The following is a 17697-nucleotide window of genomic DNA, read 5'->3' as shown; positions in this document are numbered from 1 at the left end:
CTATTCTTTTTTAAAAATAATGACTGAATCCTGTTTCATCCCCCCTCTCAAAGATGAGATCATACAAGCTTGATCAAGCGTTGTAGAGGTGGCAGGCAACAAAGTGGTTCGTTTTTAACTCCTGAAATGCTGGTACTTTTTCTTTACAGATTTCTTTCGCATGCGGGCATCTTGTGTGAAATACGCAGCCTTTTGGCGGATTTGCAGGACTCGGCAAATCGCCTTGCAGCATAATGCGTTCTCTTTTCGTCTGCCCTTTTTTACGGGTGACAGGAACGGAAGAAAGCAGAGCCTGTGTATACGGATGGAGCGGTTCATCGTACAGACTGTGCTTGTCGGCAAGCTCCATCATTTTGCCGAGATACATGACGCCGACTCTATCGCTAATATGTCTGACCACACTTAAATCGTGAGAGATAAATAGATAGGTAAGGTCAAATTCCTCCTGAAGCTCCTCCATCAGATTAATAACCTGCGCCTGAATAGATACATCAAGTGCTGATACAGGCTCATCTGCGATGATCATGTCGGGATTCATGGCAAGCGCACGAGCGATGCCGATCCGCTGCCTCTGCCCGCCTGAAAATTCATGGGGATAGCGGTTCGCAAAGCTTGGATGAAGACCTACCTTTGATAAAAGCTGTTCTACTTTTTCATTTCTTTCTTTTAAGGAATATAAGTGATGTGTTTTGTAGGGTTCTTTGATGATGCTTCGAAGTGTTTTTCTAGGGTTGAGTGATGCAAAGGGATCTTGAAAAACCATTTGGATGTTTTTTCGTGTAGATTGTCTTAGCTTTGATTCTGATACGCGCGTGATGTCTTGCCCTTTAAAAAAGATTTGACCGTCGGTTGGTTCGTATAGGCGAATCATTGTCCGGCCTAGGGTGGATTTCCCGCATCCTGACTCCCCGACAATACCTAACGTTTCACCTTTATAAATCTTCAAGTCTATGCCGTCAACAGCTTTCACTGCACCGACTTTCTTCTGAAAGACGCCCGCTTTAATCGGAAAATGTTTTCGAATCTGTTTCAGTTCAAGGATCGTTTCTTTCTCTGGTAAGTCTGTTATTTGTGTTTGATTTTGAGCAAGTGTCATGTGTGGTCTGCCTCCTCATATAAGAAACATCTGACGCTTCTGCCATCTTCAAATGTTCTCAGCTTAGGCAGTTCTCCCAGGCAGCGTTCCTTCACTTGCGGACATCTAGGAGCAAAGCGGCAGCCGGCTGGAAGCTGATCTGGCGCAGGAACATTTCCTTTGATGGCTGTTAACGGCTGTATGTCTCCGTCAATGACAGGAATCGATTCAAGCAGCCCTTCTGTGTAAGGATGAAGCGGCTGTTCAAACAACTCTTCAACAGTCCCATTTTCAACAACCTGTCCGCAGTACATGACAATCACTCGATCTGCCACTTCAGACACGACACCTAAATCATGTGTGATAAGAAGAATAGATGTACCAAAGGTAGAGCATAAATCTTTCATTAAAGTGAGTACCTGTGCTTGAATGGTCACATCCAGGGCAGTTGTCGGTTCATCTGCAATGAGAAGCTTCGGATCACAGCTTAGCGCTATGGCAATCATCACTCTTTGCCGCATGCCGCCTGATAAACGATGCGGATAATCTTTCATGATTTGCTCCGGGCGGGAAAAACCAACAAGCTTCAGCAGATCAACCGCTTTTTTGACCGCTTCTTTTTTTGAAAGTTTTTTGTGATAGATGAGGATTTCTGTTATTTGTTCTCCGATGGGTAAGACGGGATTAAGTGAGGTCATGGGTTCCTGAAAGATCATAGATACATCATTACCACGGATGCTGCATAATTCCTTTTCACTATATGTAACAAGGTCCTTTCCATCAAGTTTGATGGAACCGTCCATAATTTTCCCGCCCGTGCCATGAATCAGACCCATAATGGATAAGGACGTAATGCTTTTGCCAGACCCAGACTCACCGACTAATGCGACAGTTTCTCCTCTGTTGATGCTGAAATCAACGCCATCCACAGCAGGTATCGGTTCCTTTTTTCGAAAAAAATAGGTTTTTAAGTTTTGCACTTCAAGCAGCGTGCTCATTCATTCGCCCCTTTCTCCTTAGATCAATAGAATCGAACCTGAATATTCTGTATTTTAAAAATAAAAAGAATTATTTGTATATTATTACATCGTTATGACGAAATCAAGAAGTATTTAGTAAATTTGTATTATGTCTCTTTTTATGTGAATTATTCACTTTGTGATTCTATTGCCTTTAAAAAGGTTTCTGCTGGCTCTGCAATCATAGATTCCTCGCTGATTCGGTGCTCATTGAAATATTTTTTCACGATATAAAACCCGGTAGCGTAACCAAGCATTTTAGGGTAGTTCCCTTTTCCATAAAGAAGATTCTGTATCAGCCTTTCGTCGTCCTGGACTCTTTGATCAAGATGACTGGATACCCATTTCTTGTACATACGCTGAAGCTGTTCTTCGCTATAGAAGGTGGTCCATTTCGCTGTATAGTTTTCTCCATATCTATGATACACAGCATATTCAGCGAGCCCCTCCATCATGATTGTATCGAGGAATGTAAAGTCTTTTTCTTCTTTTGAGAGAAAATGCAGCCTGCATACATGGTGATATTCATGAGTCAGCAATGTACCGATACGCTCCTTCGGGGTATTTGGAGACAAAAAAAGAAAGACCTTGTCATCAAATGCCATGCCGGATTGATAATAAAATTGCTCTCTGATTTCTCTGCTGCTCTCATTGACAGGTAAAATAAACACAGGAATGTCTGGACCTTCCCACTGCTTTTGAAGCGTTTGATATTCTTTCATGACAAGCTTGAAGTACCCTTTTTCCTTGAGCTTGTCGATCATGTTTTTGCACGAGCTCCAAGACCGAACCATCCCGTGATGCTGCAGGTGAGCGAGGATAGACGACCATTCTTTTTCCTCGGCCCCTTTAAAATAAGGAACAAAGCGCGCTGCAAGCTCCTGAAATGATGATGATTGATGAATGAGATATTGTGTATTGATCAGACCCATACCGCTGAACACCTCCATTTTCATCATATGCAAAAAAGCGGCGATCTGTTTATCGACCGCCGCTTTCTCAGCAAGTATTATGCTTCGTATTTTTTGAAAATAATTGTCGCATTATGCCCGCCAAAACCAAGTGAGTTACTTAAAGCCACTTGTACTTCTTTTGAACGTGCTTCATTTGCTACATAATCAAGATCACATTCTTCATCCGGTGTTTCAAGATTAATGGTTGGAGGAAGGACGCTGTCTTTAATCGCAAGAACAGAGAAAATGGCTTCTACTCCGCCTGCTGCGCCAAGTAAGTGACCTGTCATTGATTTTGTCGAACTGATCGCAAGCTTGTTTGCATGCTCTCCGAACACTTCTTTAATCGCCATTGTTTCAAATTTATCATTGTAAGGTGTGCTTGTACCGTGGGCATTGATATAATCAATGTCTTCCACAGACAAACCTGCATCTCGAATCGCTTCTTTCATTGCACGGACGCCGCCTTCTCCATTTGGAGCTGGTGCTGTTATATGGTAGGCATCTCCAGTTGAACCATAACCAACGATTTCTGCATAAATGGTCGCACCACGTTTTAAGGCATGCTCAAGTTCTTCAAGAACAATAATCCCTGCACCCTCACCCATGACAAATCCGTCACGGTTTTTGTCGAATGGACGGCTTGCTGTCTTTGGATCAGGATTTGTCGAAAGGGCTTTGTTCGCACAGAAACCTGCAAACGACATTTTTGTTAATGGCGCTTCTGTTCCGCCTGTGATCATCGCATCTGCATCACCGCGCTGAATAACTTTAAATGCATCACCAATTGAGTTTGTTCCTGTTGCACATGCTGTCACTGTACAAGAGTTAACCCCTTTTGCGCCAAGTGCAATAGAGATTTGGCCTGTCGCCATATCAGGAATCATCATTGGGACGAAGAATGGACTGACGCGTCTTGCCCCTTTATTTGAATACACTTCGAACTGCTCTTCAAATGTTTCAAGTCCGCCAATACCAGACCCAACCCATACACCAACACGCGGTGCGATTTCATCTGTGATTTCAAGACGTGAATCTTCCAGCGCTTTTTGAGCAGCAACGACTGCATATTGCGTGAAGCGTGCCATTTTTCGCGCTTCTTTTTTCTCCATGTAATCTTCAATGTTAAAATCTTTTAGTTCTGCCGCTACTTTTGCGGTATATTCACTTGAATCGACACGTGTAATTGGTCCAACCCCTGATACACCCGCTAAAGCATTTTTCCATGTTGACTTTACATCGTTGCCAAGTGGTGTCAAAGCACCTAATCCTGTAACAACTACTCGTTTTTTATCCATTAATTTGTGCACCCCACTCTTTTATCGGCCCCATCGCATAGCGATTGCGCCCCAAGTTAATCCGCCACCAAAACCAACCATTACAATCACATCGCCGTCATGAATTTTTCCGGCTTCGATTTCTTCACATAGTGAAATTGGAATGGATGCTGCTGATGTGTTTCCATATTTATGGACAGTCTTCGACATTTTTTCAACTGGAAGCTCTAAGCGTTCGCGTGCTGCTTCCATAATGCGAATATTTGCTTGATGCGGGATCAAGAAATCAACGTCTTCTTTTGATAATCCAGCTTTTTCAATGACATTTACACTTGACTCGCCCATTTGTCTTACAGCAAATTTAAATACTTCTCGTCCATTCATGATTGTATGATCTTTTTCATCTAAGTACAAGTGCTTCCCGCCGCTTCCATCTGCTCCAAGTTCAAATGATAGAATTCCTTTACCTTCGCTGACTTCTCCCAGCACAGCAGCTCCAGCTCCATCTCCAAACAAAACAGCTGTATTGCGGTCATCCCAGTCGGTAATACGAGAAAGCTTTTCAACACCGACGACAAGCACGTGTTTGTAAGTTCCTGATTCGATAAATTGTTTTCCAGTAACAAGCCCATACATAAAGCCAGCACACGCAGCGCTAATATCCATTGCACATGCTTTATGTGCACCGAGCTGCTCTTGAATCATACAAGCAACTGTCGGAAATGCTTGATCTGGCGTGACTGTCGCCACAAGAATCATATCGATATCTTCTGCAGCCACATCTGCGTCAGCTAATGCTTTTTTTGCAGCAGCAAGCGCCATATGAGATGTATTGACATCATCAGATGCAATTCTTCTTTCTTCTATACCTGTTCTAGTACGAATCCACTCGTCAGAAGTTTCAACCATTTTTTCTAAATCATGATTTGTTAATACTTTTTCAGGTATATAGCGGCCAAGGCCAATAATTCCAGCATTCATTGAATAAGACTCCTTTTACTCATACGAGCATGTGATATTGTGATCTTATATTAGTATCTGGTACTAATTTTACCTTATTTTTTTCTTCTTGGCAATACAAACGTCTAACCTTTCTTCTCACTTTTTTCATAGATTAATGATATATACCAATAGTAGAAAGGAACATGTGATATGGCGCAAAAAGATATTTTCTCAGCAATGATGTTTGGACAGCCGCTTGAAAAGGAGAAAAGCAAGACAGAGGCAAAGGAGGAACGTGCGGAGACATCTTCAAGTGAGGACTCAATTGACTACATGCATGTCATGAATCAAATTGGGAACATTATGAACTCCATCGATGAGCTGAAGCCTGTGTTTAAAGATGTTGGTCCTATGATTAGTGCCTTCAAGAAAAAATTATCATAAAAAAAAAGCCACTATTCTGTGGCTTTTTCTGATTCTGCATCTGCTTTTCCAAGCTCGTATGCTTCTTGCATGACAGATGTAAATAATGTTAGAAGCGGCTGAAGTGCTTCAGGCTCAAGCTGAATCCCTGCTTTATCTAACTCTTCCTTCGCCTGCGGAAAATACTTCATGGCAATTTGTAAAAATTCCATCGATTTTTCGTGCTGCATGTCGTCGTCTCCTCACTTTTCATTTGGCAGTTTACTTGTTTTTTTGTATGACGCAATATCACTTTCAATGTCTTTCACAAAAGCGTCGTCAATGGTGGAACTAAATTTCCCCATCTCGACCACTCCTTCTTTAAAATCAAAGGAGTACTCATCTTGTTCATTTAGCTTGCCTTCATTAAACTTCTTTGCAATGATACTATACGCTTTATCAACATGCTGTACAGTGCTCGTTAAAACTGTATGGCTGCCTAGGTTGGATTGATCGGTGACGTACCCGATCGCTGATAAATTATCGGCTTTGATTTGTTCAATGACAGGGATATTATAACCATCACCTGCTGGATACACAACATCAACGCCCTGCTTTTTTAATTTTTGATAGAGCTCCACCGCTTTGTCAGCATCATCCCAGTTTTCGACAAACTCTGCTAATACTTGTACATGTTCATCTTGATATTTTGCTCCTTTGATAAAGCCGTCTACTTCACTTTGCCAATCATATGTAGCAAGAATACCAATCTTTTTTGTTTTTGACATATGTGCAGCTGTCATGCCTCCGAAAAAGCCCATCGCTTCACCTTTAAACGTCACGTTTGTGACATTGCCCGCCTGAGGCTTGTTTCCATTGACCGTAATAAATTGTATGTTTGGATAATCTTCACTGATCAAGTTAAAAATTTCACTGTATTCATTGCCATGGCCAATAATCAAATTGACTCCTTTTTTATGGAATTCTTCAATGGCATCAACGATTTTCTCCTTGTCGACCATTCCTTCCTTATAATAAACATCTACACCAAATGTTGATTGGATACTTAATAAGCCTTTATAACCTTTCGTTCCCCAAACTTGATCATTGATCGTATCGGGGACGAGTAAACCCACCTTCTCAATTTTTCCTTTTAAAGGCGCCTGCGAGCAGGCAGATAATAGAAGAAGGAACGAAAAGATCATGACAAGCCGCTGGTACTTCATGCCATGTTCAACTCCCTTTTACAACATGCAGTGATGAACCTGTATGTTAAATATAGGTTTATTTTATACTGAAAAAAGATAAGATGGAAGATCATTCTTGCTTTTTGTCGAAAAATGTTGAGTTTTGTCTTTTCCATTCTGCAATCATGTCTTCTGCTTGTTTGTCATCTGTTTGGCTCTCTACCTTCAATTCATACGTCATGTCCTGTCTTTGACCTGTGTCCGATGCCCATTGTAACAATTCCTTTGCCACATCTTCTACAAAAAGTGAATCTGCACGCTTTGTTTGATCTTCATTGAGTGTCCATGGTCCGAACATGCGAGGAAGAATAACTGCCGGCACATTCTGTTTCGCGGATTCGTTTTCAGGTTTTTCATAAAGAATCTGGTACATGCCATGCTCTGCTTTGATGTCTTTCTGCCTGTTATGCGGTTCCTCTGATTGAATAAAAATGAGGTCATACGTGTCTTTGCTATCCTGAAGGTCAATGACACGAACGAGATCATTTCTGCCCAGCCACATCATCCGCTCTTCTAACAGAGCCTTTTGTTCTTCTTTAAGATCATGAGGACGCGTGATATCCACTTGAATGCCCTCTTTCATCATATATTCACAAAGTGTCAGGCCAAAAAACTCATCTGCCCCTATGATCAGTCCTGTTTCCATGTTCATGTCCCCTTTTTTAATATCGAATAAAAAGAAGAGCCCTTTCTATGAAGGGCTGTTATCATCCTATTCATCACAATTCTCTTTCATGCGATTTATAAAACTTGTGAATGGATTGAAAGATTCTTCTCGGATGATCAAACATATGCAGCGTGAGATCGACCTGACAATGTTCTGGATTTTTCATATGCTGATCAATAAAAGGCTTTGCGTGAAGTTCATATGCATAAGGTGCGCCGTTTAGCCTTTGCCATATATGAATCGGCACATGAGCAGAATGAACAGGACAAGAAGGCAGTGGATACGTTTCAGCTTCCTTTTCAGAACAGCCATAGCTCTCTGCTAACTCTTTGAGCAGCTGCTTATAAAAGAATTTGTGTTCCTTTTCTCTTTCTCGTTGTGCATCCAGATTCAGACATGGATTCACCATCGCAATGGACCTTAGTACTTCAGGCATCTCCTCAGCAAGGCTCATGGCAACAAGTGCACCCATTCCCTCTGCGAGCACATGAATTTCCCGGTTTAATATTTCTTGTTTTAGTGTGTGATGCACGAGCTGCTTGGCACTAAAAACAGCATCTTCGCATCCCCAGTGATTCCCATGAAGATGACTATTAAACAATGTATATCCTTCATCCTTTAAGGCAGTTAAAAGCTGGTTTCTTCCATAATGCTGAAGCCAGAATGATGTATTTTCCTGCACAAAGTGATTTCGGTCACCGAGGATTAGAATGCCAAAGCCATTTGGTTTTTGAGGAAGGTGAATGATGTTCCACTGGGAACCAAGCTGGAAAAAACGTTCGCTTACACCCATATGGCCAGCCTCCTTTCAGTGATTCTGCTTTCTATGATATGAACAACAACTCTTGTAGGAATAAGGAAATCCCCTAAAGACAGAAGAATTCTTTTTATTTTTATAGCAGAAGGTCTCAAAATGGTCACATAAAGGCGGAAAACAGTCTTTTCCCTTCACTTGCATCTATGGTATGATAATCAATAGATTGTTACATAAAGGACGGTGGGATTATGCATTATATTATCACCCTCATTTGGACTTTTCTGCTGACACATATGGCTGGTTACATCGTTGCCTCTATGAATGGAGCTGCTTATGATTTTACGCTCACTTCCATTCTTGCAGTTGTGTTTACGGTTATTTTATTCATCTTTGCTGAAGTAAGTCCAATGAAAGAAACGGAAAGTTCAACAAAACATTCTTAATATGACTTGTGAAAAAGAGCTAAATTGATGTTTAGCTCTTTTTTCTTTTTTTCAGAGTGATTGCGGCACGCTAAAACCCCCTGCCTTCAACATACAGGGGGTTTTTATTGTTTATACCTCGACGGTTTCGGACTTCTGTTTGTCCTCTGTCAAATGGCTTTTCGCAAGCCCTGTAAACAGGAAGATCGCGATACCTGATAAAATTTCAAGGATTCCTCCGCCAGCAATGACAGGTCCCGCTCCAAATCTTTCTGCCAGGACGCCTGATACGACAGCTGCAAGCGGGAGAAAGACATTTGATGAGGCATTGATCACAGCATATACTTGCGGCTGATCCTCTTGGTCAACAGATGTTTGAATAATGACCATTTCCGGCACATTGATCGCACTGACAGCAGCTCCGAAAATAAAGGAAGCAAGCAGAACAACCGGCAGCCATGTACTCATCCCAGTAATAAAGAATGCAGCCCCTTCAATCATGCCAGCGACAATAAAGAACAAACCAAATCTCTTAATTTTCACCTTTGCCAGAGCAAAGCCCATCATAAACGCGCCAACTGCGGCAACACCTCTTAAAATGGAATACACCATGGAGTCGCTTTGCAGCGCTTCTGCTACGTATACCGCTGACAGTGCCTGCCACGGAGCTGCTGCGACATTCATTAAGATACAATACAGCGTGAGCGCAAATAAAATGTGATGGTTTTTGACAACGAGAAAACCTCTTTTTAAGTTATACAAATATGTATTCTTCGCTTGTTTAATGCCCGCTGCTTTTTCTTCATCAGTTTTCTTTAGTTTGACCCCGATAATAAACAGACCAGAAATCACAAATAAAGCAGTGGTGATCAGCAGAGTATCTGCAGGTCCAATTAATTTAACCAAAAGGCCTGCCACCATGACTGCTGCAAGTGCAACAATCTCAAAAGAAGATTGCAGGATTGCATTTGCTTTTTGAATGAGATGCTTTGGAACAATCTGCGGTAAGATCGCCACCGAAGCTGGATTATAAGCTGCACCTGTTGCCGATTGAATAACCATTAATGAAATCAATAACCATAGAGGCAATAGATGCGAAAAGTGCAGAAGTGGAATAATGAGTACAATTGTTGCTCGAACAACATCTGAAGCGAACATCCATTTAGACAAATGGTGCTTTTTCATAAGAGGTCCTAATATTGGGGCTAACAAAGATGAAGGGAGAACAGTTACTGCTAGAAGAAGTCCTGTACCGAGCGCTCCATCCCCTCTTAAAATCAATAGCCAAAGGACGGATGTAAAAGCAAAACTTTCCCCTGTGTTTTTAATGAGTCTTGATATGAATAATGAGGTGAAGCGTTTATTCCAAACACTTTCACTGAGATTCATCTTTTCCATCACACAAATCCTTTCAACAATATATTACATATTTTACCTTAAGTTCTCTTTTTTTCATACTATTTATTTGAAAATTTGAACTTAATTGTTTTTTTATTATAAAGAAAAAAGAGGCATGACACATGCCTCTAAAGTCTTATTCCTGCTGACTCTTAGTCAATTGCTTACGGCTTTCTTTGGTAGGTCCAAACACGATTATGGTTCGAGTTATCAGGAAAGACATCGCCTGCTTTAAGCTTAATCTTTAAAGGATCTTTCACCATACTTCCAGTTTCGCCGATCTCGATATACACACCATTATTCGGTGCTTTATTCCCTGATTTAAACTGATGCTGCTGACCCATTTTCATCCTCCTTTCTCGATTGATGTTATTATGTCCCGTCCCTTGGCTCTCCAATCCTTTATGCAAAAAGTCCCTGCTCATACGAGTCAGGGACACTTGGATTTATTTGGATGGTTGATACATAAGTTCTTTCATTAACGCTTTTTGCACATGTAGGCGGTTTTCTGCCTGTTGAAATACTTTTGATTGCGGCCCGTCAATAATATCTGCCGTCACTTCTTCCCCGCGATGTGCCGGGAGACAATGAAGGAAAATATAGTCCTTTGCTGCATGACTCATCAGTTCGTCATTGACTTGATATTCTTTAAATTCAGCAAGACGTTTCTCAGTTTCTGCTTCCTGTCCCATGCTTGTAAACACATCTGAATAAATAACATCTGCATCTTTTACAGCTGCAACAGGATCTGTTGTCACGGTCACTTCTGCGCCTGATTGTTTTGCAAACTCACGGGCAGTGTTTGTTACTTCTTGAAGCGGTTCATAGCCTTTTGGTGATGCAACCGCAATGTCACAGCCTAGCTGCGCACAGCCGACCATCAAGGAGTGCGCCACGTTATTTCCGTCACCGATATAGGCCACTTTGATTCCTTTTAAAGTACCTTTTGTTTCTTTAATGGTTAATAAATCAGCAAGCGCCTGACATGGATGTGAGTAGTCCGTTAATCCATTAATGACTGGAATTGACGCGTATTGTGCAAGCTCTTCAACCTTCTCATGCTCAAAGGTTCGAATCATAATACCGTCGACATAACCAGACAGCACCTGCGCTGTATCACTGATGGTTTCTCCTCTGCCAATTTGCAAATCATTTGAGCTGAGGAAGAGCGCATGTCCTCCTAGCTGCGTCATCCCCGCTTCAAACGAGACACGGGTTCTAGTTGAAGATTTTTCAAAGATCATCGCTAACGTTTTTCCTTTGAATAAATCTTGATATGGGTTTTGTTTCATTTCTTCCGCTTTTTCAATTAAATAAGCAATCTCATGGATTGAGAAATCTTTTAATGATAAAAAGTCTTTTCCGTATAATGCCGGTTGCACGTCGACTTGACTCATGCCGTCACTTCCTTTTTATATAATTCATGGAGCGATACTGGTGATACATCTCCATTTTTCCCTTGCAGGAATGCTTGAACTGTTTCATATTCGGTTAGGACTTGAACGCCGTGTGTGAGTGCTTTTACACGCTGCTCTTTTGCCTCTTCATCTTCTCCTAAATGAATATGAAGGGATTTATCTTCATTCTGCAGCCAAGATTCAAAGCTGCCAGTCCAGACGTCAAAGCCTGCATGCTTCGCTTCATCTATCAATTGATCGCTGCCTTGTATAAAGAGGCTTCCTTTTTGCTTCCAGATCGGCGCAAACACTTTTTTCAAGGCGCTTTCGGCGTTCTTGCCTACACACATTCCTTCTCCTGTCGCTTTCATTTCAGGTGTCAGCTTGAGGTCGATATCTTGAATGGCATGTGATGAGAACACTGGGAATTTGACCGCTGTCCCCCCTTTGTTTTTCGTTGCAGGGTTTAGTTTTTCAAGCGATGCACCAGCTAATAATTGAGTGGCCATTGGGATCATATCAATGCCCATTACCTTACTGACGACTGGTACAGTCCGGCTTGCCCTCGGATTCACTTCTAATACAAGCGCCTGATCCCCTTTGATGACAAATTGGATATTCATAATGCCCTTGAACGCTAATTTCTTCGCTATTTGTTCAGACGCGGTATACACCTGCTGTTTGATGTCTTCACTGATTGAGATACTTGGTAAAATGGCAAAGCTGTCACCTGAGTGCACGCCCGCTTTCTCAATATGTTCTACGATGGTTGGAATGAAGGCCTTTTTCCCGTCAGAAATAAGATCGACTTCAATTTCTTTTCCTGTGACGTACTCATCAATTAAGATTGGGTATGGTAAATGATCTGGCTGATCAAGCAGTGACGCCAAATGTGCTTCTGACTGAACAACGATCATTCCCATTCCGCCAATGACATACGATGGGCGAATTAATACAGGGTAACCGATGCTTTTCGCATGTACGAGTGCTTCTTCTTTTGAATGAGCCGTATCTCCTTTTGCGTGAGGAAGATTCAGTTCATCAAGAAGCTGATAGAATAAATCACGGTCTTCAAGTGCATCCAGCGTATCAAAGGACGTACCTAACAACGTGACACCGGCTTTTTCCAATCCTTCTGCGACGTTAATCGCAGTCTGTCCGCCAAATTGGACAATGACAAAATCAATCTGTTCTGCTTCCACAACGTTTAGGATGTGCTCTAATGTAATCGGCTCAAAATATAAACGATCGGCAATCTCATAATCAGTACTGACTGTTTCTGGATTGTTGTTCATCATGATGGTTTCAAATCCAAGCTTTTGCAAGGTCAGAACGCCATGAACGGCACTGTAATCAAACTCGACCCCCTGCCCGATTCGGATCGGACCAGAGCCAATGATGAGTGCACGCTGCTTTGTTTTTTCTTGATGTTCACCATCGCTTTTGCCGAAGTAGGTGGAATAGAAGTAATTCGTTTTTGCATCAAATTCCGCCGCACATGTGTCAACAATTTTAAATGAAGCAGCAATGCCGTATTCTTGACGAAGCTGCCTGATTGACTCTTCCGTGTAACCCGTAAGAAGAGCAATCGTTTCATCAAGGAAACCCTTTTCCTTTACCTTTTTCAAGGTATCTTTTGATAACGTCCCCTTATGATCTTTCAATTCTTGTTCGAGCGTAATCATATTCTGGAACACATGTAAGAAGAATCGATCAATTTTCGTCGTTTGATGAATCGTTTCAACCGTTTCTTGTCTTGAAAGAAGCTCCATAACAGCGAAAAACCGGCGATCGTCTGGTGTTTTGATGAGTTCAAATAATTGTTCTGTCGATTGCTCTTTCAGTTCTGGAAGGTGGAAGCCCTTCGTTTTAATTTCAAGTGATGCAACTGCTTTTTGAATGGCTGACTCTAAATTCCGATCAATCGCCATGACTTCGCCAGTGGCCTTCATTTTTGTGCCTAATTGACGATCTGCCTGTTTAAATTTATCAAACGGCCAGCGCGGGAATTTCACGACAACATAATCGAGTGCCGGCTCAAAACTAGCATAGGTTGTGCCTGTGAGCGGGTTTTTCAATTCGTCTAGCGTATAACCCACCGCAAGCTTAGCTGCCATTTTCGCAATCGGATAGCCTGTTGCTTTTGATGCAAGAGCGGAAGAACGGCTGACCCGAGGATTCACCTCAATGACAAAGTATTCTTTACTGAGTGGATCAAGGGCAAATTGGATGTTGCAGCCGCCGACTACATCCAGCGCTGAAATGATTTTCAGGCTTGCAGAACGGAGCATTTGGTAATCCTGATCTGTTAATGTTTGGGAAGGTGCAACGACAATCGAGTCTCCTGTATGCACACCAACTGGATCGATATTTTCCATGTTGCATACCGTGATACACGTATTTTGACGGTCTCTCATGACCTCATATTCGACTTCTTTAAAGCCAGCTATGCTTTTTTCAACTAAACACTGGTGAATTGGACTCGCTAAAAGAGCTCCTTCAATGAGCGGCTTAAACGCCTCTTCTGTTAGAGCGATTCCGCCGCCTTTACCGCCAAGTGTGTATGCTGGTCTTAGGATAACTGGGAAGCCGACTTCTTTTGCAAATTGAAGAGCATCTTCCGCATTATCCACAATTTCACTATCTGGCACAGGTTCGTTCAAATGCTTCATGAGAGCACGGAATTTCTCTCGATCTTCACCGTTTTCAATGGTTTCAACTGACGTTCCGAGCAGGGTCACCCCATGCTTTTTCAGCACACCGGCTTTTTCCAGCTCGACAGCAAGGTTTAAAGCCGTCTGTCCGCCAAGGTTGGCTAAAAGACCATCTGGTTTTTCCTTTTCAATGATTCTTGTCACTGAATCAACTGAAAGCGGTTCAAAATAGATTTCATCAGCAAATGACTCGTCTGTCATAATGGTTGCTGGGTTATTATTCACTAAGATGACTTTGTAGCCTTCTTCTTTTAAGGCCATACATCCTTGTGTTCCTGAGTAATCAAATTCTGCTGCCTGACCAATGATGATTGGACCAGACCCGATGACTAGAATGGTTTGTATGCTTTGATCTTTAGGCATGTGCGACTTCTCTCCTTGCTTGTTTCACTTTCTCAATAAAATCATCGAATACCCATTCACTTTCAGCAGGCCCTGGGTGTGCTTCTGGATGAAATTGAACTGACATAATCAGCTTTTCTTTATGAATGAATCCTTCTACAGATCCATCATTGACATGAAGGAATTTCACGTCCACTTCTTTGTCATTCATGCTTTTTTCATTCACAACATAGCTATGGTTCTGACTTGTCATAAAGACACGTTTGGATTCTGTATCCTGGACAGGATGATTTGCTCCCCTGTGGCCAAATGGCAGCTTATACGTATCTCCGCCAAGTGCAAGAGCGATTAATTGGTGACCTAGGCAGATCCCAAGTGTCGGAAATGACATCATAATGTCATGAATTGTTTTTAAATACGGTGTCATGGTTTTCGGGTCTCCAGGTCCGTTTGAGAGCAGGATAGCATCCGGCTTAATCTCAAATACCTTTTCCATTTGTTTATATGGAATGACGGTTACTTTACAGCCGCGTGCTGCAAGCGAATCTGCAATTGATTTTTTAAAGCCAAAATCAATGAGCGCCACATGTTCTTCACCGCTGCCTTGTGTGTAAATCTCACTATCTGTCACCTGTGCGACGACATTGTCTTGTTTCATTGCAGGCGGTGTTTCGTTTTCGTCTACACTGAGCACAGCGTTCATCGTTCCATTTGCCCGGATGTTTTGCACGACTGCGCGCGTATCTGTATGTGTCAGAAGCGGGATATTCCACTTTTGTAAATAATCTTTTAAGCTGACCGCTGCAAGATGATGTGAAAAATGCTCTGCTGCCTCGTACACAACCACCGCTTTTACTTGAGGCTTCTTGCTCTCAAAGTCTTCATGGTTAATGCCGTAATTTCCGATCAGCGGATATGTGAAAACAATGATCTGACCTTTATAGGAAGGATCTGTGAGCACCTCTTGATAACCTGTCATACCTGTAAAAAAGACCACTTCACCTGTGATGCCAGCTTCTCCTGTCAGATCTCCTTCAAAAGAGGCTCCATCTTCTAAATTTAAATAACCTTTCATGCTTATGTCACCCCAAAAATTGAATAATTAATGATACAAATGTATTTTTATACGTTCGTTTGTAAAAAAATTTACACCGAAACTGTTTTATTGGCTAATACTTGAACAATTGCTTCGATCGCTTGATCCAGCTCTGCTTTCTTCACATTCAGCGGAGGTAATAAACGAATGACATTCGGACCAGCTGGAAGCACCAGCAGCCCTTGTTCTCTAAGAGCTGTGATATAGCCGGCGACTGGCTGATCACATTCAATACCTGCCATCAATCCTTTTCCCCGCACTTCTTTTACGATATTCAGCTGTTTGACATTTTGCAGCTTTTCTAACAGGTAATCACCCTTTTCTTTCACTTCTGAAAGAAACTCTTCTTTGAAAATGACATCGAGTGTCGCATTCACAGCGGCCATGGCGAGCATATTCCCACCAAATGTTGTACCATGTGAACCTGGAGAGAATGCATCTCCTAGAGCTTTTTTCCCTATGACTGCACCAACTGGAAAGCCGTTCCCTAACCCTTTTGCTGCTGAGATAATATCAGGGTCAAGACACGTCTCTTCGTACGCAAATGCTGTTCCTGTACGACCGATGCCTGTTTGAATTTCATCTACAATCAGCAGTGCTTCATGCTTTTTGCAAAATGCTTGAACGGCTTCAAGAAATGCTGGTGTCGCTGGATTCACTCCACCTTCACCTTGCACAACCTCCAGCATCACCGCTGCCACATCATCGACTGCACAGGCTGACATAGCGTCTGGATCATTAAACGGTACGTAGTGAAAGCCTTCTAGCATAGGGCCAAAGCCAGTTTTGATTTTATCTTGACCTGTGGCAGCCATACCAGCATACGTGCGCCCATGGAAAGAGTGCAAAAATGTGACGATATTTGTTTTCCCAGTCGCTTTACGTGCTAATTTAATGGCACCTTCATTTGCCTCTGCCCCGCTATTACAGAAAAACACGAGATCCCCTGAACTGTTTGCTGCCAGCTTTTCTGCTGCTTTTTCTTGCAGTCCATTTTCAAATAGATTCGATACATGCCAGACGTGGTCAAGCTGTTCCTTAATGGCTTGATTGACCTTTGGGTGATTGTGACCTAAATTTGTAACAGCAATGCCTTGTATAAAGTCTAAATATTTTTTTCCATTTGTATCGATTGCCCAAGAACCTGCTGCCTCTTTAATTTCAACATTCCACCGTCCATAGTTTTGAAAAAGATGACTCACAGGACCGCCTCCTTTTGTTTCACGATTCTTGTTCCTTTAAAGGTTTCTCCTGTAAAGATACTGCCTTTGCCATTTACGATCATCACTTCATCTACATCACCTGATAAAGCACTCAAAGCGGATTGTACTTTTGGAATCATTCCCCCGGAAATAATGCCTTCATCAATGAGTGAAAGGGCTTCTTGTTCTGTGACGACATCTAATAGTTCACCATTTTTTAAAATGCCTTCAACATCTGTGACAAACATGAGCTTATCAGCTTTCATAGCTCCGGCGACAGCTGATGCAGCTAAATCAGCATTCACATTTAAGGTTTGGCATTCTTCCGTCATAGACAGCGGCGCAATCACAGGAATGAATTGTTTCTCCATGAGTGCTTCTGCCATTTCTGGATGAACTTCTTTGATTTCACCAACGTACCCGTAAACGTCTTGATCAAGGAAATCGGCGACAAGCATCTGCCCATCTTTACCGGATACGCCGACAGATGATATATCATGCTTTGCGAGCTCTGACACAAAGTATTTATTGACTGTTCCTGAGAGAACCATTTCGGCTACCTCTAGCACAGGCTTCGTTGTTTTACGCTGACCGTCAACAAATTCTGTTTTCACTTCTAATTTTTGCAGCATGTCGGTGATTTCAGGTCCTCCGCCATGCACGATAGCCAGCTTAAATCCAGCAGCTTGAAGTGAGCGGACATTTTCATAAAATGTATCTGAAAGTTCTCGAATGACACTGCCTCCACACTTGAACACGATCGTTTTATTCATGTCTATCTCCTTCT

General features: G+C 42.1%; 18 protein-coding genes. 2 read left to right on the top strand and 16 right to left on the bottom strand.

The genetic code is table 11. The annotated features are described in order from the left end of the window. Positions 1-73: 73 nt before the first annotated feature. From MHH61_RS14520 to MHH61_RS14500, 5 genes are all read right to left on the bottom strand, one after another. The gene (locus MHH61_RS14520; RefSeq protein WP_041110125.1) at positions 74-1096 is read right to left on the bottom strand and encodes an ABC transporter ATP-binding protein; all 1023 of its coding nucleotides are present in this window, start codon (positions 1094-1096) and stop codon (positions 74-76) included. Beyond that, positions 1093-2073 (bottom strand): ABC transporter ATP-binding protein, encoded by a 981-nt coding sequence (locus MHH61_RS14515; protein WP_024426488.1) that lies wholly within the window; start codon positions 2071-2073, stop codon positions 1093-1095. Before MHH61_RS14515 ends, MHH61_RS14520 begins: the two co-directional genes overlap by 4 nt. Before the next feature lie 149 nt (positions 2074-2222). Next, positions 2223-3026: a DUF2268 domain-containing protein gene (locus MHH61_RS14510; protein WP_024425050.1), complete on the bottom strand. Its 804-nt coding sequence runs from the start codon at positions 3024-3026 to the stop codon at positions 2223-2225. Between the two features lie 77 nt (positions 3027-3103). Beyond that, positions 3104-4345, bottom strand: a complete 1242-nt coding sequence (gene fabF, locus MHH61_RS14505; protein WP_125586504.1) for a beta-ketoacyl-ACP synthase II — start codon at positions 4343-4345, stop codon at positions 3104-3106. Between the two features lie 21 nt (positions 4346-4366). Next, positions 4367-5305 (bottom strand): beta-ketoacyl-ACP synthase III, encoded by a 939-nt coding sequence (locus MHH61_RS14500; RefSeq protein ID WP_024425052.1) that lies wholly within the window; start codon positions 5303-5305, stop codon positions 4367-4369. 171 nt (positions 5306-5476) lie between these two features. Between MHH61_RS14500 and MHH61_RS14495 the strand changes: the two genes are divergently transcribed. After that, positions 5477-5710, top strand: a complete 234-nt coding sequence (locus MHH61_RS14495; RefSeq protein WP_024426489.1) for a hypothetical protein — start codon at positions 5477-5479, stop codon at positions 5708-5710. A gap of 11 nt (positions 5711-5721) precedes the next feature. On the opposite strand, the gene MHH61_RS14490 is transcribed toward MHH61_RS14495, so the two are convergent. The 4 genes from MHH61_RS14490 to MHH61_RS14475 all read right to left on the bottom strand — a co-directional run bounded on the left by MHH61_RS14490 (position 5722) and on the right by MHH61_RS14475 (position 8375). After that, the gene (locus tag MHH61_RS14490) at positions 5722-5919 is read right to left on the bottom strand and encodes a ComZ family protein (RefSeq protein WP_024425054.1); all 198 of its coding nucleotides are present in this window, start codon (positions 5917-5919) and stop codon (positions 5722-5724) included. Positions 5920-5931: 12 nt separating this feature from the next. Further along, positions 5932-6894 carry a BMP family ABC transporter substrate-binding protein gene (locus MHH61_RS14485; protein WP_125586506.1) on the bottom strand — a complete coding sequence of 321 codons (963 nt, stop codon included), beginning with the start codon at positions 6892-6894 and terminating at the stop codon, positions 5932-5934. Positions 6895-6985: 91 nt separating this feature from the next. Beyond that, positions 6986-7561, bottom strand: a complete 576-nt coding sequence (locus MHH61_RS14480) for a hypothetical protein (protein ID WP_024426490.1) — start codon at positions 7559-7561, stop codon at positions 6986-6988. A 73-nt stretch (positions 7562-7634) separates the two neighbouring features. Next, complete coding sequence (locus MHH61_RS14475; RefSeq protein WP_024425057.1) at positions 7635-8375, bottom strand: hypothetical protein; 741 nt, start codon at positions 8373-8375, stop codon at positions 7635-7637. Positions 8376-8587: 212 nt separating this feature from the next. On the opposite strand from MHH61_RS14475, the gene MHH61_RS14470 reads away from it, so the two are divergent. Beyond that, entirely contained in the window at positions 8588-8782 is a 195-nt protein-coding gene (locus MHH61_RS14470; RefSeq protein ID WP_003211779.1) for a YjzD family protein, read from the top strand. A 111-nt stretch (positions 8783-8893) separates the two neighbouring features. Here MHH61_RS14470 and MHH61_RS14465 read toward each other — a convergent pair whose 3' ends face one another. The 7 genes from MHH61_RS14465 to argB form a co-directional block, all read right to left on the bottom strand. Beyond that, positions 8894-10159, bottom strand: a complete 1266-nt coding sequence (locus MHH61_RS14465; protein ID WP_024425058.1) for an MFS transporter — start codon at positions 10157-10159, stop codon at positions 8894-8896. Positions 10160-10323: 164 nt separating this feature from the next. Next, a complete protein-coding gene (locus MHH61_RS14460) occupies positions 10324-10503 on the bottom strand; it encodes a YjzC family protein (protein ID WP_008348517.1) in 180 nt (59 codons plus the stop codon). A gap of 102 nt (positions 10504-10605) precedes the next feature. Beyond that, positions 10606-11556, bottom strand: a complete 951-nt coding sequence (argF, locus tag MHH61_RS14455) for an ornithine carbamoyltransferase (protein WP_125586507.1) — start codon at positions 11554-11556, stop codon at positions 10606-10608. Beyond that, the gene (locus MHH61_RS14450) at positions 11553-14633 is read right to left on the bottom strand and encodes a carbamoyl phosphate synthase large subunit (RefSeq protein ID WP_125586509.1); all 3081 of its coding nucleotides are present in this window, start codon (positions 14631-14633) and stop codon (positions 11553-11555) included. The genes argF and MHH61_RS14450 overlap by 4 nt, the downstream gene beginning before the upstream one ends. Beyond that, a complete protein-coding gene (locus MHH61_RS14445) occupies positions 14626-15687 on the bottom strand; it encodes a carbamoyl phosphate synthase small subunit (protein ID WP_024425061.1) in 1062 nt (353 codons plus the stop codon). The genes MHH61_RS14450 and MHH61_RS14445 overlap by 8 nt, the downstream gene beginning before the upstream one ends. 71 nt (positions 15688-15758) lie before the next feature. Further along, the gene (locus MHH61_RS14440; RefSeq protein ID WP_034621780.1) at positions 15759-16910 is read right to left on the bottom strand and encodes an acetylornithine transaminase; all 1152 of its coding nucleotides are present in this window, start codon (positions 16908-16910) and stop codon (positions 15759-15761) included. After that, the gene (gene argB, locus MHH61_RS14435; RefSeq protein WP_025093396.1) at positions 16907-17683 is read right to left on the bottom strand and encodes an acetylglutamate kinase; all 777 of its coding nucleotides are present in this window, start codon (positions 17681-17683) and stop codon (positions 16907-16909) included. The genes MHH61_RS14440 and argB overlap by 4 nt, the downstream gene beginning before the upstream one ends. Positions 17684-17697: the final 14 nt, after the last annotated feature.

It is taken from the genome of Bacillus sp. FSL K6-3154, from assembly GCF_040869395.1.
Classification (GTDB): Bacteria; Bacillota; Bacilli; order Bacillales; family Bacillaceae; genus Bacillus; species Bacillus safensis.
This window is presented reverse-complemented; position numbering and strand designations above follow the sequence as displayed.